The sequence below is a fragment of the Streptomyces sp. NPDC002669 genome, from assembly GCF_042889165.1.
Lineage (GTDB): Bacteria > Actinomycetota > Actinomycetes > Streptomycetales > Streptomycetaceae > Streptomyces.
In genome coordinates, this window is sequence record NZ_JBIAQQ010000004.1 from 86,270 (window position 1) to 111,548 (window position 25,279).

Below are 25,279 nucleotides of genomic sequence, written 5' to 3' on the forward strand. Positions count from 1 at the left end.
CGGCGGTGGACCGGTCGGCAGCCGCCGAGTACCGGATCGAGGACCTGGCGCACGCGAGCGGGGCCACCGTCCGAACGATCCGCGCCTATCAGGACCGCGGCCTGCTGCCGACGCCCGAGCGGCGCGGCCGGGCCAATGTGTACCGGGACACCCACCTGGCCCGGCTCCGGCAGATCGCCGATCTGCTGGACCGGGGCTACACCCTGGCCAGCATCAAGGAGCTCCTGGACGCCTGGGACACGGGCCGGGGACTGGGCGGGGTGCTCGGTCTCGTCGCCGAGGTGCACGGCCCGTGGACGGACGAGCGGGCCGACCGGATCACCCGGGCCGAGCTGAACGAGAGGTTCGGCGGGACCCCGGACGACGAGGCGGTCGTCGAGGCGATGGACCTCGGCGTGCTCGAACCGATCCCGGGCAAGGACGACGAGTTCCTGGTGCCGAGCCCCCAGGAGCTGGCCGTGGCGGTGGAGCTGTACGCGGCGGGCGTTCCGCTGAGCGCGATCTCCGGCCATCTGCGGGAGCTCCGCGGCCAGGTCGAGCACATAGCCTCCCGCTTCCTGGAGTTCACCACCGAGCACGTCTTCGCGCGCTATCTCGGTCACCGGCCGCCGACCGACTCGGACGCGGCGGAGGCGGCCGCCATGGTGCGCAGGCTGCGTCCGCTGGCCCAGCAGACCGTGGACGCCGAACTGGCGCGTGCGATGCGCCTGTTCGCGACACGTCATCTGCACCACCACCTGAGTGCGGACACCCCACTGACCCCCGGTGCGCCCCCGACGGCGGCGCACCGGGTGGAGCTGCCGCCGGGCACCGTCAGCGCGGTGCGGCGGCTCGTCGGGGAACAGAACGTCTCCGCCTTCATCGCGGCCGCTGCGGAACGCGAGGTGCAGTCAAGGACATTGGATGCACTTGCCTCACCAGGCGCCAGAACAGGGCAAGTTGACCAAATGGGTTGATATTCAAGGGACTTGTCCACAGGATCGCCAATTCTTCTGTGGATAACTCAAGTTGACTGTGGATCAAACCTGTGGACGGAAATCGCTTGAGCAAACCGTGCGCAAAATTCGGATGCGCCCGGAAAATGGTGCCGGGCACCCTGGCGGGATGGACGAGAAACGCACCGTAAAGGTGTCCAAGTACCTCTCGAAGCACCTGCGGCACCAGCCGCAGCGGATCGGGATCACGCTCGACGCCAACGGGTGGGTGCCGATCGACGAGCTGCTGCGTGCCACGGCCCGCAACAACTTCCCCCTCACCCGGGCCGAGCTCGACCACGTCGTCGCCTCCAACGACAAGCAGCGCTTCGCCGTCGAGAACGACCGCATCCGTGCGAGCCAGGGCCACACCGTTCCCGTCGATCTCGGTCTGCTGCCGGCCGAGCCGCCCGCGTACCTCTACCACGGCACGGTGGGCCGGGTGCTGGACGCGATCCGCGACGAGGGCCTGCGGCCCATGAACCGCACCCACGTCCACCTCTCCCCCGACCGCGAGACCGCGACCAAAGTCGGTGCCCGGCGCGGCCGGCCCGTCGTCCTGTCCGTGGACGCGGGCGCGATGCACCGCGCGGGCCACACCTTCTGCGTCAGTGCCAACGGCGTCTGGCTCACCGCCGCGGTGCCGCCCGAGTTCCTGCGCTTCCGGGACTGACCCGGGCAGAGCGCGCCCGGTCGTTTCCGGTGCGCACGACCGGTCCGTATGGTCGTATCCATGCGTCTGAGCACTGTGATTCTGCCGATCCACCGCTGGAGCGAGGGCCGGAAGGTCTGGCGGCGCGCCGAGGAACTGGGGTTCCACGCCGCCTACACGTACGACCACCTGTCCTGGCGCACCTTCCGCGACGGCCCGTGGTTCGGTGCGGTACCGACCCTCACCGCCGCGGCTGCGGCCACCGAACGGCTGCGCCTGGGCACCCTCGTCACCTCCCCCAACTTCCGGCATCCCGTCACGCTCGCCAAGGACCTCATCACCCTCGACGACGTCTCCGACGGGCGTGTCACCCTCGGCATCGGCGCCGGGGGCAACGGCTTCGACGCCATGACGCTGCGGCGGGCCGGTGAGGAGCCGTGGACGCCGCGCGAGCGCGCCGATCACTTCGACGACTTCGTCCCGCTGCTGGACCGGCTGCTGCGCGAGCCCTCGGTGACGTACGAGGGCCCCCTCTACGCGGCGAACGAGGCCCGGAACATCCCCGGCTGCGTGCAGCGGCCCCGGCTGCCGTTCGCGGTGGCGGCCACCGGCCCGCGCGGCATGAGGCTCGCCGCCCGGCACGGCCAGGCGTGGGTGACCACGGGCGACCCGAAGCTGTACGAGACGGGCACCCCCGAGCAGTCGGTGGAGGCCATCCGCGGACAGCTCACCAAGCTGGGCGCCGCCTGCGAGGCCATCGGCCGGGACGTCGCCGAGCTGGACAAGATCCTGCTCACCGGTTTCACCCCGGACCGCCCGCTGGAATCCTTCGACGCCTTCGTGGACTTCGCGGGCACCCACTTCGCGCTGGGCTTCACGGAGATCGTCATCCACTGGCCGATCCAGGACTCCGACTTCGCCGCCGACGAGAAGGTCTTCGAGCGCATCGCCACGGAGGGCCTGGCCCAGATCGGCCACTGACCGCAGTCGGCCCCGTACCGCGTTCGGCACCTCGACCCGGTCGGCATTTCAACCCGGTGGCCGGGGCACGTCGCCCGTAGTCCGTCGTCCGTCCCCCATCACCCGTCGCCCGCCGCGGCCGTCGTCACCGGTCGCGGCGCGGTCATCGGGCCGACGGACCGACAAGCCGTTTCCGCCCTCTTGGCATATGCGTCTGGCATGTTCCCCGGTCAGGGGCGTGCACCCTCAGATGTGCGCCCCTCCGCACGCCCGTGCACCCTCGTACGCGAGAATGGGTGGGTGACCTCAGCTACCGACTCGCCTTCGCCTGCCGCCATCCGGCTGATCGCCACCGACCTGGACGGCACCCTGTTGCGCGACGACAAGACGGTCTCGGACCGTACGGTCGCCGCGCTCGCCGCCGCCGAGGAGGCCGGTATCGAGGTCTTCTTCGTCACCGGCCGCCCGGCCCGCTGGATGGACGTCGTCAGCGACCACGTCCACGGCCACGGCCTGGCGATCTGTGCGAACGGCGCGGCGGTTGCCGATCTGCACGACGGCGGCAGGCTGATCGAGGTCCGTCCGCTGGAGCGGCCCATCGCGCTCGGCATCGTGCACGCGCTGCGCGCCGCCGTCCCCGGCACCTCGTTCGCCGTCGAGCTGTCCACCGGCATCCACTACGAACCGGCCTACCCGCCCTTCCACCTGGACCCGGGCGCCACGGTCGCCGTCGCCGAGAAGCTGCTGCACGAGGAGGCGCCCGGGACCGGCGCACCGGTGCTGAAGCTCCTCGCCCACCACACCGAACTGACCCCGGACGAGTTCCTCGCCCTGGCCCGCGCGGCGGCCGGGGACCGGGCCTCCTTCACCCGGTCCAGCCCCACGGCCCTGCTGGAGATCAGCGGCCCCGGGGTCTCCAAGGCCAGCACGCTGGAGCTGTGCTGCGCCGAGCGCGGCATATCGCCCGCCGAGGTCGTCGCCTTCGGAGACATGCCCAACGACGTGGAAATGCTCAGCTGGGCGGGCACGTCGTACGCGATGGGCAACGCCCACCCGGCCGCGATCGCCGCCGCCTCCGGGCAGACCGCCACCAACGGCGAGGACGGCGTCGCCGTCGTCATCGAGCGGATCATCGCCGAGCGCCGCGCGGCCGACGCGGCGCACTGACCCCCGCCGCGTCGCGTCCCGTCCCGCCGCATCACGCCGTGCCCCGCCGGCCGGGTGGCGGGCGGTCCGGGCCGCCCCCGGCGGATCAGAGGGGCACCTCCCACACCACGGTCGTGCCGCCCCCGTCCGGACCGATGCCGGGGCCGAACCAGCTCGCGCCGCCGAGCGACTCCGCCCGGCGCGCCAGGTTCCGCAGCCCGCTGCGACGGCCGCCCTCCGGGATGCCCACCCCGTCGTCGGCGACCGACAGCCGCACCGCGTCCGTCCCGTCGGGCAGGGTGGCGGTCGCGTCGACGACCACGTCGATCAGCGACGCCTCCGCGTGCCGGAAGGCGTTGGACAGTGCCTCGCGCAGCGCCGCGATCAGGTTCTTGCCGGTCAGCTCGCCGACCAGCGAGTCGACCGGCCCGAGGAAGCGGTGCGAGGGCTTGAAGCCCAGAGGGACCGCCGCCATGTTGATCTCGCGCAGGACGCGGGTGCGCAGCCCCGACGGCGCCTCGGCGGGTTCCTGCTGAAGGGCGAAGATCGCGGTACGGATCTCCTGGATGGTCACGTCCAGTTCGTCGACCGCCCGGCCGACACCGGTCTGCACGTCCGTCTCGGCCGATCTGCGCTGGGCGCTCTCCAGCATCATCCCGGTGGCGAACAGCCGCTGGATGACCAGATCGTGCAGGTCACGGGCGATCCGGTCCCGGTCCTCGTAGACCGCGAGCCGTTCCCGGTCCCGCTGCGCCTCGGCCATCATCAGCGCGAGCGCGGCCTGCGAGGCGAACTGGACGGCGAGGGTCCGTTCCGCCTCGGTGAACGGCCGACCGCCGCGGGCACGGGGGGTGGCGAGCGCGCCCAGCACCCGCCCGCCACTGTGCAGGGGCAGCAGCATGCTCGGGCCGAAACGATTTGCCAGCTCGGTGACCATGCGGAAGTCGGTGGCGCAGTCGTCCACGAAGACTGCTTCGCCGCTCAGCAGCTTCGCCACCACCGGGCTCTCGGGTCCGATGATCATCCCGAGCGAGGTGGCCGGGTCGTCCGCGGAGACGGCGACGATCTCCAGGCCGCCCTCCCCGGTCGGCAGCAGCACGATGCCGGCGGCCGAGCCGGCGAGGCGGCGGGCCTGTTCGGCGACGACGGAGAGCGCGTCGTCGGCGTCCCCGCCGGAGAGCAGCGCGGTGGTCACGGCGACCGATCCGTCGATCCAGCGCTCGCGCTGGCGCGCCGCCTCGTACAGCCGGGCGTTGCCGATGGCGATGCCCGCCTCCGTGGCCAGGACCCGCACCATGTGCAGGTCGTAGTCGTTGAACTCGGCGCCGTCGTCCTTCTCGGCCAGGTAGAGGTTGCCGAAGATCTCGTCCTGCACCCGGATGGGGACGCCGAGAAAGGTCCGCATCGGGGGGTGGCCCGGCGGGAACCCGGCGAACCTCGGATCGGCCGTCAGGTCGGCCAGCCGCAGCGGTACCGGGTCGTGGATCAGCGCACCGAGCAGTCCCCGATGGCCGTCGGGGCGGTGGCCGATCTCGTCCGCCACCTCGTCCGGCACCCCGTACGTGACGAAGTCGGAGAGTCCCGCGCCCTCCTCGTCGACGACGCCGATGGCCGCGTAGCGGCAGTGGGCCAGTTCGGCGGCCGTCTCGCAGATCCGGTCGAGGGTGGAGTGCAGTTCCAGGCCCGCCCCGACGGAGCGCATGGCCTCCAGCAGGCGCGGGATGCGGGTGGTGATCTCGGTGGACAGACCCTGCAGGCCGTGGGGCTCCCGTGCAGCGGCTTCGCGTGGGTCCTTCGGGACCTGCTCAGACATACCCAGAGCGTAATTAGGGACGATTGGCGAGGAAAGTCGGCTTCGATGCTCCGGCCCCTCACGGGCACGTCTCCCGCGTCCGTGTGCCCGTCCCCCGTGGCCGTGCACCCGTCCCACACGTCCCCGTGCCGCCCCGGCCGTACGCCGCTCACACCCGTACGTCCACCGCCCTGTCGGGCACCGGTTCCGCGGCCTCGTCCGGATGCCGTACGGCCATGGCCTCCTGCTCGCGTTCGCGTGCCAGCATCCGGCGCAGCGGGCCCTCGACGGCGGCGAGGCCGGCGTACGGGCCGCGCTGCAAGATCCGTCCGGCGTCCAGCACCAGCACCTCGTCGACGGCTTCGAGCCCCCGCAGGCGGTGGGTGATCAGGACGGTGGTGCGTCCGCGGGTGGCGACCAGCAGGTCGGCGGTCAGGGCGTCCGCGGTCGCCAGGTCGAGGTGCTCGGCCGGCTCGTCCAGGACGAGCACCGGGAAGTCGGCGAGGAGCGCCCGGCCCAGGGCGAGGCGTTGGCGCTGACCACCGGAGAGGCGTGCGCCGTGCTCGCCGACCGGGGCGTCCAGCCCGTCGGGCAGCGACTCGACCCAGTCGAGCAGCCTGGCCCGGCCGAGGGCGTCGCGCAGTTCGTCGTCCGTCGCGTCGGGGCGGGCGAGCCGCAGGTTCTCCCGGATGGAGCTGTCGAAGACATGGGCGTCCTGGGCGCACAGCCCGACGAACCGCCGCACCGCGTCCCCCTCCAGCGCACGGGCCTCGACCCCGCCGATCCGGTACGTCCCCGTCCGTGCGTCCAGGAAGCGGAGCAGGACCTGGGCGAGGGTCGTCTTCCCCGAGCCGGAGGGGCCGACGACGGCGATGCGCCGACCGGCCGTCAGCGTCAGGTCCACGGCGTCGAGGGCGTCCCGGTCCGTTCCCGCGTACCGGGCGGACAGTCCCCGCACCTCCAGCGGGAAGGGCGTGGCGGGGGCCTCGGCCGGGTCGTCGGGTTCGTGCACGGGCAGCGGGGCGTCCAGCACCTCGAACACCCGCTCCGCGCTCCGCTTGACCCGGTGGCGGTACTGCACGGCGAGCGGCAGGCCGGTCACCGCCTCGAAGGCGGCCAGCGGCGTGAGCACCACCACGGCGAGTTCCACGCCCGCGAGCCGGCCGTCCCGCACGGCCGGGAGGGCGACGAGCGCGGTGGCGATGACGGTGAGGCCGCCGATCAGCGCGGTGAGGCCGCCGCCGAGGGCGGTGGCGGCCGCCGCTCGGGCGGCGATGCGGGTCAGTACGCCGTCGGCCTCCCGGGCCCGTGCCGAGCGGGCGGGCAGGGCGCCCGCGACGGTCAGCTCGGCGGTACCGCCGAGGAGGTCGGTGATCCGGGTGGCCAGCTCGGCGCGTGCGGGGGCCAGCCGGCGTTCCGTGCGGCGGGAGCAGGCCCCGGCGACCAGGGGGACTCCCACCCCGGCCAGCAGGAGTCCGGCGGCCAGCACGGCGCCCGCCGCCGGGAGCAGCCAGCCGACGAAACCGGCGGTGGCCGTGCCGACGACCGCGGCGGTCGCGACCGGCAGCATCCAGCGCAGCCAGTAGTCCTGCAGGGCGTCGACATCGGCGACGAGCCGGGAGAGCAGGTCCCCGCGCCGGGTCCGGCGCAGACCGGCGGGTGCGATGCGCTCCAGCCCCCGGTAGACCGAGACCCGCAGCTCGGCGAGCATCTTGAGCACCGCGTCGTGCGACACCAGGCGCTCGGCGTAGCGGAAGACGGCCCGCCCGAGGCCGAAGGCGCGCGTCGCGGTCACCGCGACCATCAGATAGAGCACCGGGGGCTGCTCGGAGGCGCGGGAGATCAGCCAGCCGGACACCGCCATGAGCCCGACCGCCGAGCCCAGGGCGAGGCTTCCCAGCAGCAGCGCGAGGGCCAGTCGGCCGCGCTGTGCCCCCGCGGCCTCCCTGACCCGGGCCAGGACGTTTCCGGAGCGGGGCGCGGTCTCCCGGATAGCCCCGGTGACTTCCGCCGCCACGGGCCCCTCGGCCCGCTCCGGCAGCGCCGGCGCCGCGACCGGCGCCCCGGTCCCGCCGGACCGTTCCGGCCGCTGCGGTGTCCCCGGGGCCAGCGTCACCACCCGGTCGGCCACCGACAGCAGCGCCGGGCGGTGCACCACCAGCAGGACGGTGCGGCCCGCCGCCAGCCTCCGTACCGCTTCGACGATGCCCGCCTCCGTCTCGCCGTCCAGGCTCGCGGTCGGCTCGTCGAGCAGCAGCAGCGGCCGGTCGGCGAGGAAGGCCCGGGCCAGGGCGAGCCGCTGCCGCTGTCCGGCGGAGAGCCCCGCCCCGTCCTCGCCGAGAAGCGTCCGGGCGCCGTCGGGCAGCTCCGCCACGAAGTCGTGGGCCCCCGCCTCGCGCAGGGCGGCCGCCACCGCGGCGTCGTCCGCGTCGGGACGGGCCAGCCGTACGTTCTCCGCGATCGTGCCCGCGAAGAGGTACGGGCGCTGCGGCACCCAGGCGATCCGCTCCCGCCACCGCTCGGGCGCGAGGTCCGCCAGCTCGACGCCGCCGACCCGCACCCGCCCCTCGGCGGGCGCCGTGAACCCCAGCACCACATCGAGCAGGGTGGACTTCCCGACGCCGCTGGGGCCGACCAGGGCGACGGTCTCCCCCTCCTCCACCACCAGCGAGGCCCGGTCCAGGGACGGCGCGGTACGGCCCTCGTGCCGTACCGTCACCCCCTCCAGTTCCAGCCGCAGCGACCGGGGGACCGGTGCCGTGCCGCCGGTCCGGGGCTCGGTCTCCAGGACCGCGAAGATCTCCTCGGCGGCCGAGAGCCCCTCGGCCGCCGCGTGGTACTGCGCACCGACCTGGCGGATCGGCAGATATGCCTCGGGGGCCAGGATCAGCACGACCAGACCGGTGTGGAGGTCGAGTTCGCCGTGTACCAGCCGCATCCCGATGGTGACGGCGACGAGGGCCACCGACAGCGTCGCCAGCAGTTCCAGCGCGAAGGACGACAGGAACGCGATGCGCAGGGTCCGCAGGGTGGCCCCGCGGTACTGGGCGGTGACCGTGCGGATGGACTCGGCCTGCGCCTTGGCCCGGCCGAAGACCTTCAGCGTCGGCAGTCCGGCGACCACGTCGAGGAAGTGTCCGGAGAGCCGGGACAGCAGCCGCCACTGACGGTCCATCCGTGTCTGGGTGGCCCAGCCGATCAGGATCATGAAGAGCGGGATGAGCGGCAGGGTGACCACGATGATCGCCGCCGAGACCCAGTCCTCGGTGACGATCCTGGCGAGGACCGCCACCGGCACGATCACCGCGAGTCCGAGCTGTGGCAGATAGCGCGCGAAGTAGTCGTCGAGCGCGTCGACGCCCCGGGTGGCGAGCGTCACCAGGGAGCCGGTGCGCTGATCGCCGAGCCATCCCGGCCCGAGCTCCGCGGCACGGTCCAGCAGCCGACCCCGGAGTTCGGACTTGACCGCCGCGCCGGTCCGGTACGCGGCCAGCTCGGTCAGCCAGGAGACCAGCGCCCGCCCCAGCGCGACCGCGGCGAGCAGGATCAGCGGGGTCCGCAGCCCGGAGACGGTCAGCCCGTCCTCGAAGCCGCCCACCACCACCTCGGCGATGAGCATGGCCTGGGCGATGACCAGCCCCGCCCCGAGGGCGCCGAGCGCCACCACGGCGGCCAGGAAGAGGCGGGTGGCACGGGCGTGACGGAGCAGCCGCGGATCGATCGGTTTCACGTGAAACAGCCCCTGGCGAGCTAGGTCGGTGGACGAGGTCCTGGCCGGCGGGACGGGGCCGGTGTCGCGCCCCGGTCCCGGCCCGCCGACCGGGCCCCGTGTGCGTTCAGTGCGCTTCGGCGATGTGCTGCGTACCGATGCGCTTGCGGAACACCCAGTACGTCCAGCCCTGGTACAGCAGGACGAGGGGGGTGGCGATCCCGGCGCACCAGGTCATGATCTTCAGCGTGTACGGGGTGGACGAGGCGTTGGTGACCGTGAGGCTCCAGGCGTCGTTCAGCGAGGACGGCATGACGTTCGGGAAGAGCGACAGGAAGAGCATCGCCACCGCGGCCGTGATGGTCACTCCGGAGAGCGCGAACGACCAGCCCTCACGTCCCACCGCGATCATGACGATCGCGCCGACCAGCGCCACCGCGGCGATGACCGTCGCCAGCAGGCTCCAGCCGTTGCCGTGGTCGAGCTGGGTCCAGATCAGGAAGCCGAGCGCGAGCACCGCGGTGACGACGCCCAGCTTCAGCGCCAGCCTGCCCGCCCGCTCCCGGATGTCCCCGACCGTCTTGAGCCCCACGAACACGGCGCCGTGGAAGGTGAAGAGGGAGAGCGTGACCAGTCCGCCGAGGAGGGCGTACGGGTTGAGCAGGTCCCAGAAGTTGCCCACGTACTCCATGTCGGCGTCGATCTTCACGCCGCGCACGATGTTCCCGAAGGCCACGCCCCAGAGCAGGGCGGGGATCAACGAGGTCCAGAAGATCGCGTGCTCCCAGTTGGTCTGCCACTTCTCGCCGGACCGCTTGGCCCGGTATTCGAAGGCGACCCCGCGCACGATCAGGCAGCCCAGGATGATCAGCAGCGGCAGGTAGAAACCGGAGAACAGGGTGGCGTACCACTCGGGGAAGGCGGCGAAGGTCGCGCCGCCCGCGGAGAGCAGCCACACCTCGTTGCCGTCCCAGACGGGCCCGATCGTGTTGATCAGGACCCGGCGTTCCTTGCGGTCACGGGCCAGCAGCTTGGTGAGGACACCGACCCCGAAGTCGAATCCCTCCAGGAAGAAGTAGCCGGTCCAGAGGACGGCGATGAGCACGAACCAGACGTCGTGGAGTTCCATCTCTCAGCTCCGCTGTTCTCAGTAGGAGAAGGCCATCGGCCGGTCGGCGTCCTCGTGGTCGCCGCCGATCCTGGTGGGCGGGTTGAGGTCGGCCTCCGTGAGCTCCGGCGGGCCCGCCTTGATGTACTTCACGAGCAGCTTGACCTCGATGACCGCGAGCACGGCGTAGAGCAGGGTGAATCCGACCAGCGAGGTGATCACCTCGCCCTGCGAGACGCCGGGGGAGACCGCGTCGCGGGTCTGGAGCACGCCGTAGACGACCCAGGGCTGACGCCCCATCTCGGTGAAGATCCAGCCCCAGGAGTTGGCGATCAGCGGGAAGAGCAGGGTCCAGAGCGCGAGGATCCAGTAGCCCCTGGCGAGCTTCGGGCTGAGCGCCTTGTTCTTGAAGAGGACCAGGTTCGGCACTTCGTCCTCACCGGTCCGCAGCGCCGGCGGCAGCATGAACTTCTTCCGGGTCAGCCACAGCCCGAGGAGGCCGAGGCCGAAGGAGGCCATCCCGAAGCCGATCATCCAGCGGAAGCTCCAGAACGCGACCGGGATGTTGGGCCGGTAGTCGCCGGGGCCGAACTTCTCCTGCTCGGCCTTGTTGATGTCGTTGATGCCGGGGACGTACGAGGTGAAGGTGTCGTCGGCGAGGAAGGACAGTATCCCCGGGATGGAGATCTCCACGGTGTTGTGGCCCTTGGCCACGTCACCGACCGCGAAGATCGAGAACGGCGCGCCCTCCTCGCCCTCCCAGAGCGCCTCGGCCGCGGCCATCTTCATCGGCTGCTGCTTGAACATGACCTTGCCCAGCCGGTCGCCGCTGACGGCGGTGAGCAGTCCGGCGATCACGATCGTGATCAGCCCGAGCCGCAGCGAGGTCCGCATCACCGGAATGTGCCGCTTGCGCGCCAGGTGGAAGGCGGCGATGCCGACCATGAACGCGCCGCCGACCAGGAAGGCCGCGGTGATGGTGTGGAAGAACTGGGTGAGCGCGGTGTTCTGGGTGAGCACGCGCCAGAAGTCGGTGAGCTCGGCCCGGCCGCGTTCCTCGTTGATCCGGTAGCCGACCGGGTGCTGCATCCAGGAGTTGGCGGCCAGGATGAAGTACGCGGACAGGATGGTCCCGATGGAGACCATCCAGATGCAGGCGAGGTGGATCTTCTTCGGCAGCTTGTCCCAGCCGAAGATCCACAGCCCGATGAAGGTGGACTCGAAGAAGAACGCGATCAACGCCTCGAACGCGAGCGGGGCACCGAAGATGTCGCCGACGAACCGCGAGTAGTCGGACCAGTTCATGCCGAACTGGAACTCCTGGACGATGCCGGTGACGACACCCATGGCGATGTTGATCAGGAAGAGCTTGCCCCAGAACTTCGTCGCCCTGAGGTACTTCTGGTTGTTCGTCCGTACCCAGGCGGTCTGCAGGCCGGCGGTGAGCGCGGCGAGAGAGATCGTCAGCGGGACGAACAGGAAGTGGTAGACGGTGGTGATACCGAACTGCCATCGCGCCATGGTTTCCGGCGCCAGAGCCAGCTCCACGTCGTCTTCTCCTTACTTCGCCGTATCCATTCCGGCAGTTTGCCCTTTAAGCCCGACTAACCAGAGGAGCAAAAAGGACACGCTTGTGAACGCGTTCACATTCACAAGCATTATGGCGCACAGACTTTCGGGACGTTCGGGCGGGGTACCCCTCTTCGGGCGTTCCGGCAGCGTTCCGATCATTCCCCCCGAAGCAGACAACCGGAGGCAGCCCTTCCGGGCCACCGCCCGACCCCTGCCGGGGCTCCACGCGACAGGGCCCCGCACCTCGTTCGTCGAGGTGCGGGGCCCTGCGCCTGCCGTCGTGCGCGGGCGGACCGCGCCGCGCTACAGCTCCTTGCGGTACGCCTCCGTCACCTTGAGGAACAGGTCGTTCGCCTCGTCCTCACCGATCGAGACCCGCACGCCCTCGCCCGCGAAAGGCCGGACCATCACGCCGGCCCGCTCGCACACCGCGGCGAAGTCGGCCGTGCGCTCCCCGAGCCGCAGCCAGACGAAGTTCGCCTGGGACTCCGGAACGGTCCATCCCTGCTCGGCCAGCGTCCGCTGCACCCGGTCGCGCTCGCAGACCAGGGAGCCGACCCGCCCCAGCAGCTCGTCCTCGGCGCGCAGCGAGGCCACCGCGGCGTCCTGCGCGAGCTGGCTGACTCCGAAGGGCACCGCCGTCTTGCGCAGCGCGGCCGCCACCGGCTCGTGGGCCACGGCGAAGCCGACCCGAAGACCCGCCAGGCCGTACGCCTTGGAGAAGGTGCGCAGCACCGCCACGTTGGGCCGGTCCCGGTAGATCTCGATGCCGTCCGGCACCTCGGTGTCGCGGATGAACTCCCGGTACGCCTCGTCGAGCACCACCAGGACGTCGCCCGGCACCCGGTCCAGGAACCGCTCCAGCTCGGCCCGGCGCACCACGGTGCCGGTCGGGTTGTTCGGGTTGCAGACGAAGATCATCCGGGTCCGGTCCGTGATCGCGTCCGCCATCGCGTCGAGGTCGTGCACCTCGCCGTCGGTCAGCGGGACCTTCACCGAGGTCGCGCCGCTGACCTGCGTGATGATCGGGTACGCCTCGAAGGAACGCCAGGCGTAGATGACCTCGTCACCGGGGCCCGACGTGGCCTGGAGCAGCTGCTGCGCCACACCGACCGAACCGGTTCCGGTGGCGAGATGCGAAAGGGGCACACCGAAACGGTCGGACAGCTCGTTCATCAGACCGGTGCAGGCCATGTCCGGGTAGCGGTTGAAGTTCGAGGCCGCCGCCAGGGCGGACTCCAGCACCCCGGGCAGCGGCGGATACGGATTCTCGTTGGAGGACAGCTTGAACGCGACCGGTCCGTCGGCAGCAGCCGGCTTTCCCGGCACATAGGCGGGGACGCCGTCCAGCTCGGCGCGCAGCTTGGGGCTCGTCTCGCTCACCGCAGGTCCTCCTCGACCGTCTGTACACATCAATACTGCTCACCTTATGAGGATTGGGCGCCGCTGCGAATGGGGCGATCGACCAATCGTCCGGTGCGGCCGGGAATGGGGGGAGCGCCATCCGTTCCCGCGCACGCCGGTGGCTCACGCCGTGGCGCGCGTCCCCCGAAGAGGTGAGATGAGACCTCTTCGAGACATCGGTCATTCGGCAGGCCCATCGGCCCAGGCACCTGACACACCATGGATAGACTTACCAACGCCCTTTATTTACAAGGCAATTGACCGTTGATGATCATGCAAAAACGTGCCTGTCAACGGATGAATATGCGACCGGGCCAACCGCCCGTCCGAGCCCTACTATCGGCTCGCCATGACAGCAGCAGGGAAGCACCAGGTGAGCCGGACGGACACACCCCGGCGCGGCGGCGGCCGACAGGGACGAGCGGGAATCCGGGACGTGGCCGCCGCCGCCGGAGTCTCCATCACGACCGTCTCCGACGCGCTCAACGGCAAGGGCAGGCTCCCGGACGCCACCCGCCGCCATGTCCGCGAGGTCGCAGAGCGCCTGGGCTATCGCCCTTCCGCAGCGGCCCGCACCCTCCGTACCGGCAAGTCGGGCCTGATCGGCCTGACCGTGACGACCTACGGGGACGAACCCTTCACCTTCACCGAGTTCGCGTACTTCGCGGAGATGGCCAGAGCCGCCACCTCCGCCGCGCTCGCCCGCGGGTACGCCCTCGTCATCCTGCCCGCCACCTCGCGCCACGACGTCTGGTCGAACGTCGCCCTCGACGGCACCGTCGTGATCGACCCCTCCGACCAGGACCCGGTCGTCACCGAGCTGGTGCGCCAGGGCCTCCCCGTCGTCTCCGACGGCCGCCCGGCCGGCACGCTCCCGGTCACCGCCTGGGTCGACAACGACCACCGCGCCGCCGTGCTCGACCTGCTCGACCACCTGGCCGCCGCCGGGGCCCGCCGCATCGGCCTGCTCACCGGCACCACCACCGACACCTACACCCGGCTCTCCACCACCGCGTACCTCCACTGGTGCGAGCGCGTGGGCCAGGACCCGGTGTACGAGTCCTACCCCGCCCACGACCCGTGCGCGGGCGCGGTGGCCGCCGACCGCCTGCTCGCCCGCCCCGACCGCCCCGACGCCGTCTACGGCCTCTTCGACCCCAACGGCACCGACCTGCTGGCGGCGGCCCGCCGCTACGGTCTGCGGGTCCCCGAGGACCTGCTGCTGGTCTGCTGCAGCGAGTCGACCGTGTACGCGACGACCGAGCCCCCCATCACCACGCTCTCGCTCAAGCCGCGCAGGATCGGCACGGCGGTCGTCCAGCTCCTGATCGACGCCATCGAGGGCGTCGAACACGACGGACCCGTGGAGCAGGTCATACCGACGGAACTCATCGTGCGGACGTCCTCGCAGCGCCGTCCTCCACGCACCACGGTCAGTGCGCCCCGTTCCCCGGCCAGGGATTGATCGGGTGATTTCGGACCAATCGACCGGTGAACCCGATGTGCGTCCGGATTCACCACCCCTGGTGCGTCACACAGCACGATCCGCATTCCTATGATGGGCGCACGACACCGCGGACCGCCCCGACCAGCAGGGCCCGTCAGGTGTACGGCGGCGCGACGGTGGTGGAGGGGTCGATGACACAGGGGGCCGGTCAGGAACCCGTGGTGCGGACTGCGACGTTGCGCGACTTCCGCGTACCGCCCTATGCCCAGAACCCGGTGCCGCCGTCGTCGCACCCGGGCAGCGCCGGGCCCGGCGACGAGCCGCCGGAGGGGTACACGCCCACCGCGCGCGACCTGCCCGTGATCAACCGCGGTGACACCCTCCAGGTGCCGACCGTCCCCGACCCGCGTCCCGCCCCGGAGCAGGGACGTGGCCCGCTGTACGTCGTCGGCGACGTCCATGGCTACCTGGACGAGCTCCGCGCCGCCCTCGCCGAGCAGGGCCTCATCGACGCCGACGGCAAGTGGTCCGCGGGCAACGCCCGGCTCTGGTTCCTCGGCGACTTCACCGACCGGGGCCCCGACGGCATCGGCGTCATCGACCTGGTGATGCGGCTGTCCGCCGAGGCCGCCGCCGCCGGCGGCTACTGCAAGGCCCTGATGGGCAACCACGAACTGCTGCTCCTCGGCGCCAAGCGGTTCAACGACACCCCGGTCAACTCCGGCGCGGGCACCGCCACCTTCCAGGCCGCCTGGCTGCTCAACGGCGGTCAGAAGAACGACATGGAGCGGCTCCAGGACGTCCACCTCCAGTGGATGTCCCGGCTCGACGCGGTCGTCGAGGAGGACGGGCATCTGCTGATGCACTCCGACACGACGGCGTACCTCGAATACGGCACCACCATCGAGGACGTCAACGACAACGTGCACGCCATTCTCACGCGCAACGACGCCGATGAGTGCTGGGACCTCTTCCGGAAGCTCACCAAGCGGTTCGCCTTCCGCGACGAGGCGGGCCCGCAGGCCGTCCGGGAACTGATGGCGACCTACGGCGGACAGCGCATCGTCCACGGTCACAGCCCCATTCCGTACCTCCTCGGAGAGGTCGGTTCGGAGGATGGCGAGGACGGCTCCGGCCCCGTGGTCGAGGGCCCGCACGTGTACGCGGACGGACTCGCCATCGCCATGGACGGCGGCGTGACCATGGCCGGAAAGCTACTGGTCGTCCAGCTGCCTCTGCATGACTGACGCTCTTTCGGGAAGACGCATCCACGACCTGACCGCGCCGACTGCTGGGCCTATTTCCGGAAACCCCCTGTCTCCCCGTGCCGTGGGCGCTCTACCATCGGCGTATCAGTAGCAGGCTCTCCTCCGTTTCCGCTCGAAAGCCCGGTGAGAACGCGGGTGATCGGGCCCTACGGAGCATCGGGGGATGCACATGAACAGCGCTCCGCACCTGCTGGCCGAGGACCGCCCCGAGTACGAGCGGATCCTCGATGACGCACTGCGTCATGCCCATGAACGACCAGATCTGGCCGCGGTCGGCGAACGGCTCAACGCCGTGCAGCTGCGCACCATGGCGCTGGACGCCACGGCGCTGATCACCGCGACGGCCGCCACCGAGTACCAGCACTACGTGCAGGCCCGCGAGGAGCTGCGCAGACCGGCCGAGGACGAGGACGAGGAAGCGGGCCCGCCCCCCGGCACGAGCGGGCAACGCCAGTCGGGCGCGGGCACAGCGGCCGTCGTCACGGCCCTGGCACCGGTGCTCGCGGGCTCCGCCGCGTTCATATTCCTGCTGGTCGGCTATCTGCTGCGGCTGCTCGACGACCCGCCCGCCTTCGCCTCGACCATGGTCTCCGCGGGCTGGTTCTTCGCCGCGGTCATGGCGGCCGCGATCCTGGTCGCCGTCGTCGGACTGCTCGTCACCGCGCTGCGCAACGGCGCGGAGCCGCGTCCCGTCGAAGAGGCGGAGGAGGAGCTTCCGGAGGAGGTGGCGCGGGCCCGGGAGGCCTGGCGCCACGCCCTGCTGGAGCGCGGCATACTGCCGTTCCTGCGGGACGCGCTCGACGACCCCGCCGCCGGACGCGCCGCGCGCACACCGGTCCGCTCGGCGAACCGCATCCCGAAGGTCGGCTACAGCCGGCCGGACTTCACCAGTCCCGACGGCGGCCCTGCGGCGGGCCCCCGGCCGACGTTCACCAGCCCGGACTTCACCAGTCCCGACTTCGGCGGCCCCGAGCACGAAACTGACTGACCGCCTTCGAACACCGGCCGGGGACGGCCTGCCCCGGCCGCCGCCCGCGAACCACCGGGCTCGCGCCGGAGGCCCCGAGATCTTCACCGAGCGGAACTTCGGGCTGAACCAGCGCCCCAGGACGGGAAACCCTGTCGACTACAGCTCGGGCAGCCGTTCACCGGGGACGGGTGACCGTCCCTCTTCCAGCCAGTAGAGGTAGATCCGCAGGTCCCCCGGCAGAGGGCCGGCGATGTAGTCCGCGAAATCCCGGACCGCGGCGGCCACACCCTGCTCCGCCCAGTCCATGTCGTCCCAGTCATGGGCGGACAGGTACCGCGTGATCCGGCCCCGGCCACGCCACCACTCCCGGACCGCCTCCGGGGTCCACCGCGAGTCGCCGTCACAGCCGTAACCAAGAAAGGGGTCCTGGTCTGCTGCTTCGACCAACCGAGCTGTCTCTGCCGGGGTTCGGGGTTGGCGGTAGACGTATCCCGTCAGGTACTCACCGCCGTAGAGAACGTGTTGAGGCGCGGAGAGCCGGCCTGTTCGGCAGGTATCGGTCTCGCCGCCGTAGAAGGGCCCCGGGACATTGAGCCAGAGCCGGTCGTCCCAGCCGCCTCGGAATGCCTCGCAGTCCTTGCCGAGGCTCGCAACGGGGTCGTAGTAGAGCGTCACCGGCTCAGCATAGGAACCTCGTGCGATCTCGCCGCAGGCCACGGGAGCCCGGAGCGCTGTTCCGGGAAGCCCCTTCCCCTTCCCGGAACAGCGTGATCAATGGTCCGGCGTCAGTCAGCGATCGGCAGGTAGACCCGGTTGCCCGAGGCCGCGAACTCCTTGGACTTCTCCAGCATCCCGGCCTCGATCTCCTCCTGCGAACCGCCGTGCTCGCGCCGGATGTCCTGAGAGATCTTCATCGAGCAGAACTTCGGGCCGCACATCGAGCAGAAGTGCGCCGTCTTCGCCGGCTCCGCGGGCAGCGTCTCGTCGTGGTACTGCCGCGCGGTGTCCGGGTCGAGGGCCAGGTTGAACTGGTCCTCCCAGCGGAACTCGAACCGGGCGTCGGAGAGCGCGTCGTCCCACTCCTGCGCCCCCGGGTGCCCCTTGGCGAGGTCCGCCGCGTGGGCCGCGATCTTGTAGGTGATGACGCCGGTCTTCACGTCGTCCCGGTCGGGCAGGCCCAGGTGTTCCTTCGGCGTGACGTAGCAGAGCATCGCCGTGCCCCACCAGGCGATCATCGCCGCTCCGATGCCGGAGGTGATGTGGTCGTACGCCGGCGCGACGTCGGTGGTCAGCGGGCCGAGGGTGTAGAACGGCGCCTCCTCGCAGATCTCCTGCTGGAGGTCGATGTTCTCCTTGATCTTGTGCATCGGGACGTGTCCCGGCCCCTCGATCATGGTCTGGACGCCGAACCCCTTGGCGACCGTGTTGAGTTCGCCGAGCGTCCGCAGTTCGGCGAACTGCGCCTCGTCGTTGGCGTCGGCGATCGACCCGGGCCGCAGCCCGTCGCCCAGCGAGTACGTCACGTCGTAGGCCGCGAGGATCTCGCAGAGCTCCTCGAAGTGCTCGTACAGGAACGACTCCTTGTGGTGCGCCAGGCACCACGCCGCCATGATCGAGCCGCCGCGCGAGACGATGCCGGTCTTGCGGCGGGCGGTCAGCGGCACGTACGGCAGGCGCACGCCGGCGTGGACCGTCATGTAGTCGACGCCCTGCTCGGCCTGCTCGATGACGGTGTCCTTGTAGATCTCCCAGCTCAGTTCCTCCGCCCGGCCGTCGACCTTTTCGAGCGCCTGGTAGAGCGGGACGGTACCGATCGGAACGGGTGAATTACGCAAAACCCACTCACGGGTGGTGTGAATGTTGCGGCCGGTGGACAGATCCATCACGGTATCGGCGCCCCAACGCGTCGCCCACGTCATCTTTTCCACCTCCTCCTCGATGGAGGACGTCACCGCGGAGTTGCCGATGTTGGCGTTGACCTTCACCAGGAACCGCTTCCCGATGATCATCGGCTCGATCTCGGGGTGGTTGACGTTGGCCGGCAGCACGGCCCGGCCGGCCGCGATCTCCTCGCGCACCACCTCCGGCGCGACGTTCTCCCGGATCGCCACGTACTCCATCTCCGGGGTGATCTCGCCCCGTCGGGCGTACGCGAGCTGGGTCACGGGCCGCCCGTCCCGGCTACGGCGGGGCAGTCGGGGACGGCCCGGGAAGACCGCGTCGAGGTTGCGCAGCCCCCCGCGCGGCGAGGTGTGCCTGAGTCCGTCGTCCTCGGGACGGACGGGGCGGCCCGGGTACTCCTCGGTGTCGCCGCGGGCAGTGATCCAGTTCTCCCTCAGCGGCGCGAGTCCGCGACGGACATCGGTCTCGACGGCGGGATCGGTGTACGGCCCCGACGTGTCGTACAGCGTCACGTCCTTGCCGTTGGTGAGGTGCACCTGGCGGACCGGCACCCGGAGGTCCGGGCGCGAGCCCCGGACGTATCCCTTGTGCCAGCCGATGGACTTCCCGGCCTCGTCGCTCCGACTGGAGGCAGGCGTGCGTGCGTCCGATGTGGTCATGAGACCTACTCCCTACGCCGGCATTACCCGGTAACAGGTTCGGCGGTCGGCGCAGCTCTCTCCGTACGGACGTACGGATGTCAGCGCCCTCTCAGCCCGGTGCTCCGAGCTCCCGCGTGTGCAAAGGTCCCTCCACGCTAGCGTCCCCTCCGGCGGGATGAACAGAGGGCCCGTCCTTCTTGCAATGATCTGCCGGTGACGTCCCCCCGTATCGACACCGAATCCCAGGGCCATCAGCACGGCCACTCGCACGGCCACGGCCCCGCGGCGCCCGTCTCCAGACATCTGCGCAAGGTCATCGCGGCCGTCCTGATCCCGTTCGCCACCGCTGTCGTCGTCGGCCTGGTGGTGCTCTGGCCGGGCGGCGCCCCCGCGCACGAACGGACCGGCGTGGGATTCGACCGGCAGACCCAACAGGCGAAGGTGGTGAAAGTCGACAAGGTGAACTGCAAGGACGTGAACGCGGTGCAGGTGCCCGTCGGCCAGGAGGCCGCCCCGCCGGCGGACAACGACAGGGGGCTGTGCCGAAAGGCCACCGTCGAGGTGACGTCCGGGCCGGACAAGGGCCGGACGTTCGTCGAGATCGTGCAGCCCGACGCCCCGCGCCAACTGCGCGAGGGCCAGGGCGTGATCGTGTCGTACGCGCCCGACGCGCCCCGCGAGCTCCAGTACTCGGTGACGGACGTGGCCCGGGAGTTTCCGATGACCCTGCTGGCCGGGATCTTCGCCCTGGTCGTGGTCGCGGTGGGCCGCATGCGCGGGGTGCTGGCGCTGGTGGCGCTCGCGGTGTCGTTCGCCGTGCTAACCCTGTTCATCCTCCCGGCCGTGCTCCAGGGCTCCAACCCGCTGGTCGTCGCGGTGGTGGGAGCCAGCGCGATCATGCTGATCGCCCTCTACATGTGCCACGGCCCGAGCGCCCGCACCTCGGTGGCGGTGATCGGCACACTGGTCTCGCTGCTGCTGATCGGCCTGCTCGGATCACTCTTCATCGGCTGGGCGAGCCTGAGCGGCAACACCGATGACAACACCGGCCTCATCCACGGCCTGTATCCGCACATCGACATGAGCGGTCTGCTACTGGCCGGTGTCATCATCGGTTCGCTCGGAGTGCTCGACGATGTGACCGTCACCCAGACGTCCGCGGTCTGGGAACTGCACCGGGCGAACCCGTCGATGGGCGTGCGCGGGCTCTACCGGGCGGGGATCAGGATCGGACGCGACCACATCGCCTCGGTCGTCAACACGCTCGTGCTCGCCTATGCCGGCGCCGCGCTGCCTTTGCTGCTGCTCTTCTCCATCGCGCAGAGCAGCGTGGGGACGGTGGCCAACAGCGAGCTGGTGGCGGAGGAGATCGTACGAACCCTGGTGGGCTCGATCGGACTGGTCGCCTCGGTGCCGGTGACGACGGTGCTCGCTGCTCTGGTCGTCTCCGCGGACCGCACAGGACTCGGCGCGGAAGCCGGAGCTTCGGCACCCGTACGGGCCGGGAAGGGCCGTCGTCGCAGGACGAGGGCCTGAACGTCTCCGCCGGGTGAGCAATTCACCCGTTCGGCAGGTGTCGTGTTCGACCGGCGATCCGGTCGGCGGCACCGGTTCCTTCAGCCCGCGTTCTGTTCCTCGGCGAGAATCCGGCCCAGGGCCTCCTCCAGGTTGCCGTCGAAGTCACCGAGCGTGCACTCCTGCCCCAGCGGCACGAGCTTGTCGGTCCGGTCGAGAAAAGCCACGAGCGGCGCGGTACCGGCCCGGAAGAGGGCCCGGTCCTCGCCGACCTGAAGGCGAATGTGCACATCGGACAGCCCCTCGGGCTCCGTCGGCCCGATGTGCACATCACCGTCCCCACTGGGACTGTTGAGGCCGTCGAGCAACAACTCACGACCGAATGCCCAGGTGACGGGGGCATCGCCGGGCAGATGGAAGGTCATGCGGATCGCATACGGATCGCAGACCTCGTACCGGAGCTCCACCGGGATCCGGAAAGAGAGTTCCTCGGAGACGAGGAAGCTCATCATGACCTCAGCTTGAACCGACTCGCGCATCGTTCAACCCCGCAGTAGATGAATCTGGCCAGGAATGATCCCCCATGGCCCTATTGACGCCATCGTGGTGCACGCGATAGCAGATCACAAGGAGTGATTTTTCAGATACTGATAGAGAACACGAACGAACGCAAGAGGTTGGACACTTCGCCACGTAGTTGTTCGACTGCGGGGAGCAACCGGCTCTCCTGTTCCAGGGGTACCGAAATGGCCATCGCAGCAGCGGTGAATCCGGCCGCGATCGGGATGGCGGCGCAGACCGTGCCCAGCGCGTACTCCTGTCGTTCGATGACAGGTTCCATCCGTTCCAGCGACCGCAATCGCTCCAGGAGTGCCGCCCGATCCCGCACCGAATAGCGGGTCAGCGGACGCACAGGGTGACGATCGAGGTGGTCCTCGCGGGCCTTCTCGCCGAGTTGGCTCAGCAGACACTGGCCGATCGCGTGGGCGTGCCCGGTCTCCCGGAAGGAGGCCCATTCCGTGACGGCGGGGGTGGCAGGTGCGTCGGCGACCGCGATGAGTTCGATCTCGCCCTCGCGGTAGACGGCGCAATACACCGGTGCACCGATGACGTCGCGCCACCGGCTCAGCGAATCGGCCATTCTGCTGCGGCGGTGCCGCAAAGCCCCTTCGCAGGCCAGGCGTTCGGCAGCGGCCCCGAAGAGGAACACGCCCTTCTCCCGGCGCAGATAGCCCTCGTGCGTCAGCGTGCGCAACAGGTGGTAGGCGGTGGGGAGGGGCAGACCCGTCTCCCTGGCCAGCTGTTTCGCGGGCGCCCCGTCCCGGTGGGCCCCCACGGCCTCCAGCAGTCTCAGCGCTCGCTGAACCGAACCGATCAACGTCGGGGCAGCAGTGCTCGATGCCGTGGTCAACGGTCACCCCCAGGCATGGTGACGGGCGGTCAGCCCGCCTGTGGGGGCCGCCCCCACCGACTGCCGCATGACTGGGTCCGGAGAGTGGAAGCCGTACAAACCACTGGTCAGCTCGGTGACGGTTGGTTGATTCCCAGATGGTGGCAGCGAATTGTCACTGTATCGGCCGGGTCCGCACGGAGCGTTGTTTCGTTCTGACGCTTAGCTCAGCCGGGCTAATTCCCGGCCTGCTTCCGATCTTCCTACCAGTCACCACGCGAGGAGGATGACATGAACTTGCGTACGACGAAAATGAGCCCGCCGACCAGGATCACGAATACCAGGACCTTGAAGAGCAGTCCGATCATGAATCCGACCACGTTGGCGATCAGACCGCCGAACACCACGATCGCGAGGACCGGCACCGCGATCCACTTCACCCACCAGGGCATCCCCGCGAATATCTCCCGCACGGCCATCGTCCTTACCTCGTCTCTGTGTCTCTGTGCCTCTGTGAGTTCCTGCCTTCGATGCTAGAGGCGCGGAAGGGGCCGGCGGGGGTTCCGCGGCCCTTGAAGTCCCCTGATCGACCCCTTAGGGATCCCTGAGACCGAACCCCTGCTCCCCGGACGGCAGTGAGCGGTTCCCGGCCCGGCGGGAGTCAGCTCTCCGGCGGGGAGAAGACCACCATCACCCGCAGGTCCTCGGTGATGTGGTGGAACTTGTGGGCGACCCCGGCGGGCACGTAGACCACACTGCCCCTGCCCACCTGTGTGGTCTCCATGCCGACCGTGATCGCCGCACGCCCGCTGACCACGAGGTAGACCTCGTCCTGGTTGTGCGGCTGCTGCGGGTCGAGCTCACCGGCGTTCAGCGCGTAGAGGCCGACGGACATGTTCCGTTCCTTCACGAACTGCAGGTACGCGCCGTCGTTGGCGGCCCGCTCCGCCTCCAGTTCGTCCAGTCTGAATGCCTTCATGGCCAGTCCGTCCCTTGCCTCTGCACTGCCGGTGTCCACCACCGATCATGTCTGCCACGATCAGACACATGAAGAATTTCCTAGTCAAGACGATCGCCAACGCGGGTGCCCTGGCCGTGGCCGTCTGGCTGATCCAGGACATCACGCTGACCGGCGGCAGCACCGGCCGCAAGGCGCTCACGCTGATCCTGGTCGCCCTGCTCTTCGGCCTGGTGAACTTCGTGGTCAAGCCGGTCGTACAACTGCTGACGCTGCCGCTCTTCATCCTCACGCTCGGCCTGATCACCCTGCTGGTCAACGCGGTCATGCTGCTGCTGACCTCATGGCTGGCCGGCCTGTTCGACCTGAGTTTCCACGTCGAGGGCCTCTGGACCGCCGTGCTCGGCGGACTGATCATCTCGATCGTCTCGTGGGCGCTGAACGCGATCCTGCCCGACAACGACTGAACGACATCCGCGCACCGCTCCGGCAGCAACCGGAACGGTGCGCACGGAGCCGGTGGTACACCGGAGAGCAGCGAGGATGAACCATGAGCACCTTGGGCGACGGAACCCGGGCGGTACGGGCCGGCCTGCCCGAACCGGAACAGTTCGAGCCCACCCTGCCCGGCCCGGTCTTCGCCGCGCACTTCCACCTCTCCGGTGAGCCGACCGGCCCCTATACCTACGGCCGGGACACCAACCCGACCTGGACCCGGCTGGAACGTGCGATCAGCGAGCTGGAGGCCCCGGGGGAGGACGTCGAGACCGCGGTCTTCGCCTCCGGGATGGCGGCCATCTCGGCCGTGCTGCTGTCCCGGGCGCGCACCGGCGACGTGATCGTGCTGCCCGACGACGGCTACCAGGCCCTGCCCCTGGTACGGGAGCAGCTGGAGGCGTACGGCGTCGAGGTGCGGACCGCGCCGACCGGCGGCGACAAGCAGCTGACGGTCCTCGAAGGGGCGAAGCTGCTGTGGATCGAGACCCCGTCCAATCCGGGGCTCGACGTCTGCGACGTGCGCCGGCTCGTCGAGGCGGCGCACGCGGCCGGCGCCCTGGTGGCCGTCGACAACACGCTCGCCACCCCGCTCGGCCAGCGGCCGCTGGAGCTGGGGGCCGACTTCTCGGTGGCCAGCGACACCAAGGGCCTGACCGGGCACGGGGACATCCTGCTCGGCCATGTGACCTGCCGCGATCCGGAGCTGATGGCGGGGGTGCGGCGCTGGCGCAAGGTCGTCGGCGCGATCCCGGGGCCGATGGAGGCATGGCTCGCGCACCGTTCGCTGGCCACGCTGGAGCTGCGGATCGACCGGCAGTGCGCCACCGCGCTGACCCTGGCCGAGGCGCTGTCCCGGCGGCCCGAGGTCACCGGGCTGCGGTACCCGGGGCTGCCCTCCGACCCCTCGTACCCGCAGGCCGTCCTGCAGATGCGGCGCTTCGGCCCGGTGGTGTCGTTCGTCCTGTCCGACCGCGAGCGGGCCGAGCGTTTTCTGTCCGCGCTTCGGCTGGTCGACGACGCGACGAGCTTCGGGGGCGTGCGTTCCACCGCCGAGCGCCGGGGACGGTGGGGAGGCGACGCCGTACCGGAAGGCTTCATCCGCTTCTCGGTCGGCGCCGAGAACCCGGACGACCTGGTGGCCGACGTGGAACGGGCCCTGGACGTGGCCGCGGCCGACAGCTGATCGACCGGTGGTACGGCGGTCCGAGCCTCCCCCCTCGTGGCTCGGACCGCCTCCGGTTCCTCCTGCTTCTTCCTGCGAAGAACCGCCCAAGCCAGGCTAGTTGACTCTCCGTCAGTGTCCAATCACCGTGGCGACAGCGACCTATCGACATATTTATAGTTGTACGGGTCCGAAGCATCGCGAAGGTGGG

Annotated in this window: 21 protein-coding genes and 1 riboswitch; of the genes, 10 read left to right on the forward strand and 11 right to left on the reverse strand. The window is 70.2% G+C overall.

The window, feature by feature from the left end; genetic code table 11:
* The first annotated feature begins 5 nt into the window (after positions 1–5).
* The 4 genes from ACFYW1_RS07295 (at position 6) to ACFYW1_RS07310 (ending at position 3,753) form a co-directional block, all read left to right on the forward strand.
* Positions 6–956 carry a MerR family transcriptional regulator gene (locus tag ACFYW1_RS07295; RefSeq protein WP_388988381.1) on the forward strand — a complete coding sequence of 317 codons (951 nt, stop codon included), beginning with the start codon at positions 6–8 and terminating at the stop codon, positions 954–956.
* Between the two features lie 148 nt (positions 957–1,104).
* Complete coding sequence (locus ACFYW1_RS07300; protein ID WP_388988384.1) at positions 1,105–1,647, forward strand: RNA 2'-phosphotransferase; 543 nt, start codon at positions 1,105–1,107, stop codon at positions 1,645–1,647.
* Between the two features lie 60 nt (positions 1,648–1,707).
* The gene (locus ACFYW1_RS07305) at positions 1,708–2,607 is read left to right on the forward strand and encodes an LLM class flavin-dependent oxidoreductase (RefSeq protein WP_388988387.1); all 900 of its coding nucleotides are present in this window, start codon (positions 1,708–1,710) and stop codon (positions 2,605–2,607) included.
* A 279-nt stretch (positions 2,608–2,886) separates the two neighbouring features.
* Positions 2,887–3,753, forward strand: a complete 867-nt coding sequence (locus tag ACFYW1_RS07310; protein ID WP_388988390.1) for a Cof-type HAD-IIB family hydrolase — start codon at positions 2,887–2,889, stop codon at positions 3,751–3,753.
* A gap of 85 nt (positions 3,754–3,838) precedes the next feature.
* Here ACFYW1_RS07310 and ACFYW1_RS07315 read toward each other — a convergent pair whose 3' ends face one another.
* The 5 genes from ACFYW1_RS07315 to hisC all read right to left on the reverse strand — a co-directional run bounded on the left by ACFYW1_RS07315 (position 3,839) and on the right by hisC (position 13,296).
* Positions 3,839–5,545 (reverse strand): GAF domain-containing sensor histidine kinase, encoded by a 1,707-nt coding sequence (locus ACFYW1_RS07315; RefSeq protein ID WP_388988395.1) that lies wholly within the window; start codon positions 5,543–5,545, stop codon positions 3,839–3,841.
* A gap of 148 nt (positions 5,546–5,693) precedes the next feature.
* Complete coding sequence (cydD, locus tag ACFYW1_RS07320; RefSeq protein ID WP_388988398.1) at positions 5,694–9,254, reverse strand: thiol reductant ABC exporter subunit CydD; 3,561 nt, start codon at positions 9,252–9,254, stop codon at positions 5,694–5,696.
* Positions 9,255–9,360: 106 nt separating this feature from the next.
* Positions 9,361–10,362 (reverse strand): cytochrome d ubiquinol oxidase subunit II, encoded by a 1,002-nt coding sequence (gene cydB / locus ACFYW1_RS07325; RefSeq protein ID WP_388988401.1) that lies wholly within the window; start codon positions 10,360–10,362, stop codon positions 9,361–9,363.
* 18 nt (positions 10,363–10,380) lie between these two features.
* Positions 10,381–11,889 (reverse strand): cytochrome ubiquinol oxidase subunit I, encoded by a 1,509-nt coding sequence (locus tag ACFYW1_RS07330; protein ID WP_388988404.1) that lies wholly within the window; start codon positions 11,887–11,889, stop codon positions 10,381–10,383.
* Between the two features lie 327 nt (positions 11,890–12,216).
* Entirely contained in the window at positions 12,217–13,296 is a 1,080-nt protein-coding gene (gene hisC, locus ACFYW1_RS07335; RefSeq protein ID WP_388988407.1) for a histidinol-phosphate transaminase, read from the reverse strand.
* A gap of 370 nt (positions 13,297–13,666) precedes the next feature.
* Between hisC and ACFYW1_RS07340 the strand changes: the two genes are divergently transcribed.
* The 3 genes from ACFYW1_RS07340 to ACFYW1_RS07350 all read left to right on the forward strand — a co-directional run bounded on the left by ACFYW1_RS07340 (position 13,667) and on the right by ACFYW1_RS07350 (position 17,020).
* Complete coding sequence (locus ACFYW1_RS07340; RefSeq protein ID WP_388988411.1) at positions 13,667–14,782, forward strand: LacI family DNA-binding transcriptional regulator; 1,116 nt, start codon at positions 13,667–13,669, stop codon at positions 14,780–14,782.
* A 173-nt stretch (positions 14,783–14,955) separates the two neighbouring features.
* The gene (locus tag ACFYW1_RS07345) at positions 14,956–16,011 is read left to right on the forward strand and encodes a metallophosphoesterase (RefSeq protein WP_388988414.1); all 1,056 of its coding nucleotides are present in this window, start codon (positions 14,956–14,958) and stop codon (positions 16,009–16,011) included.
* 184 nt (positions 16,012–16,195) lie between these two features.
* Positions 16,196–17,020, forward strand: a complete 825-nt coding sequence (locus tag ACFYW1_RS07350) for a hypothetical protein (RefSeq protein ID WP_388988417.1) — start codon at positions 16,196–16,198, stop codon at positions 17,018–17,020.
* 138 nt (positions 17,021–17,158) lie between these two features.
* On the opposite strand, the gene ACFYW1_RS07355 is transcribed toward ACFYW1_RS07350, so the two are convergent.
* A complete protein-coding gene (locus ACFYW1_RS07355) occupies positions 17,159–17,677 on the reverse strand; it encodes a ferredoxin (RefSeq protein ID WP_388988420.1) in 519 nt (172 codons plus the stop codon).
* 110 nt (positions 17,678–17,787) lie between these two features.
* Positions 17,788–19,563, reverse strand: a complete 1,776-nt coding sequence (gene thiC / locus ACFYW1_RS07360; protein WP_388988423.1) for a phosphomethylpyrimidine synthase ThiC — start codon at positions 19,561–19,563, stop codon at positions 17,788–17,790.
* A riboswitch (TPP riboswitch) is annotated at positions 19,556–19,689 on the reverse strand. It overlaps the preceding gene by 8 nt.
* A 69-nt stretch (positions 19,690–19,758) precedes the next feature.
* On the opposite strand from thiC, the gene ACFYW1_RS07365 reads away from it, so the two are divergent.
* Positions 19,759–21,081 (forward strand): YibE/F family protein, encoded by a 1,323-nt coding sequence (locus ACFYW1_RS07365; RefSeq protein WP_388988426.1) that lies wholly within the window; start codon positions 19,759–19,761, stop codon positions 21,079–21,081.
* Between the two features lie 80 nt (positions 21,082–21,161).
* On the opposite strand, the gene ACFYW1_RS07370 is transcribed toward ACFYW1_RS07365, so the two are convergent.
* The 4 genes from ACFYW1_RS07370 to ACFYW1_RS07385 all read right to left on the reverse strand — a co-directional run bounded on the left by ACFYW1_RS07370 (position 21,162) and on the right by ACFYW1_RS07385 (position 23,429).
* The gene (locus ACFYW1_RS07370) at positions 21,162–21,599 is read right to left on the reverse strand and encodes an SsgA family sporulation/cell division regulator (RefSeq protein WP_148836990.1); all 438 of its coding nucleotides are present in this window, start codon (positions 21,597–21,599) and stop codon (positions 21,162–21,164) included.
* 101 nt (positions 21,600–21,700) lie between these two features.
* On the reverse strand, positions 21,701–22,471 hold the full coding sequence (locus ACFYW1_RS07375; protein WP_388988430.1) for an IclR family transcriptional regulator: 771 nt from the start codon (positions 22,469–22,471) through the stop codon (positions 21,701–21,703).
* Between the two features lie 242 nt (positions 22,472–22,713).
* On the reverse strand, positions 22,714–22,923 hold the full coding sequence (locus ACFYW1_RS07380) for a DUF5326 family protein (protein ID WP_388988433.1): 210 nt from the start codon (positions 22,921–22,923) through the stop codon (positions 22,714–22,716).
* Positions 22,924–23,111: 188 nt separating this feature from the next.
* A complete protein-coding gene (locus tag ACFYW1_RS07385) occupies positions 23,112–23,429 on the reverse strand; it encodes a cupin domain-containing protein (protein WP_148836987.1) in 318 nt (105 codons plus the stop codon).
* A gap of 68 nt (positions 23,430–23,497) precedes the next feature.
* On the opposite strand from ACFYW1_RS07385, the gene ACFYW1_RS07390 reads away from it, so the two are divergent.
* Both ACFYW1_RS07390 and ACFYW1_RS07395 read left to right on the forward strand, forming a co-directional pair.
* Entirely contained in the window at positions 23,498–23,875 is a 378-nt protein-coding gene (locus ACFYW1_RS07390) for a phage holin family protein (protein ID WP_388988437.1), read from the forward strand.
* A gap of 83 nt (positions 23,876–23,958) precedes the next feature.
* Positions 23,959–25,089, forward strand: coding sequence for a cystathionine gamma-lyase (locus tag ACFYW1_RS07395; protein WP_388988440.1), 1,131 nt, complete (start codon positions 23,959–23,961; stop codon positions 25,087–25,089).
* Positions 25,090–25,279 lie beyond the last annotated feature (190 nt).

Bases quoted from the DNA above. Each gene is read 5' to 3' on its own strand.
- ACFYW1_RS07300 (WP_388988384.1), top strand. From the start codon at position 1,105: ATGGACGAGAAACGCACCGTAAAGGTGTCCAAGTACCTCTCGAAGCAC.
- ACFYW1_RS07305 (WP_388988387.1), top strand. From the start codon at position 1,708: ATGCGTCTGAGCACTGTGATTCTGCCGATCCACCGCTGGAGCGAGGGC.
- ACFYW1_RS07315 (WP_388988395.1), bottom strand. From the start codon at position 5,545: ATGTCTGAGCAGGTCCCGAAGGACCCACGCGAAGCCGCTGCACGGGAG.
- cydB (WP_388988401.1), bottom strand. From the start codon at position 10,362: ATGGAACTCCACGACGTCTGGTTCGTGCTCATCGCCGTCCTCTGGACC.
- ACFYW1_RS07340 (WP_388988411.1), top strand. From the start codon at position 13,667: ATGACAGCAGCAGGGAAGCACCAGGTGAGCCGGACGGACACACCCCGG.
- ACFYW1_RS07345 (WP_388988414.1), top strand. From the start codon at position 14,956: ATGACACAGGGGGCCGGTCAGGAACCCGTGGTGCGGACTGCGACGTTG.
- ACFYW1_RS07350 (WP_388988417.1), top strand. From the start codon at position 16,196: ATGCACATGAACAGCGCTCCGCACCTGCTGGCCGAGGACCGCCCCGAG.
- thiC (WP_388988423.1), bottom strand. From the start codon at position 19,563: ATGACCACATCGGACGCACGCACGCCTGCCTCCAGTCGGAGCGACGAG.
- ACFYW1_RS07370 (WP_148836990.1), bottom strand. From the start codon at position 21,599: ATGCGCGAGTCGGTTCAAGCTGAGGTCATGATGAGCTTCCTCGTCTCC.
- ACFYW1_RS07385 (WP_148836987.1), bottom strand. From the start codon at position 23,429: ATGAAGGCATTCAGACTGGACGAACTGGAGGCGGAGCGGGCCGCCAAC.
- ACFYW1_RS07390 (WP_388988437.1), top strand. From the start codon at position 23,498: ATGAAGAATTTCCTAGTCAAGACGATCGCCAACGCGGGTGCCCTGGCC.
- ACFYW1_RS07395 (WP_388988440.1), top strand. From the start codon at position 23,959: ATGAGCACCTTGGGCGACGGAACCCGGGCGGTACGGGCCGGCCTGCCC.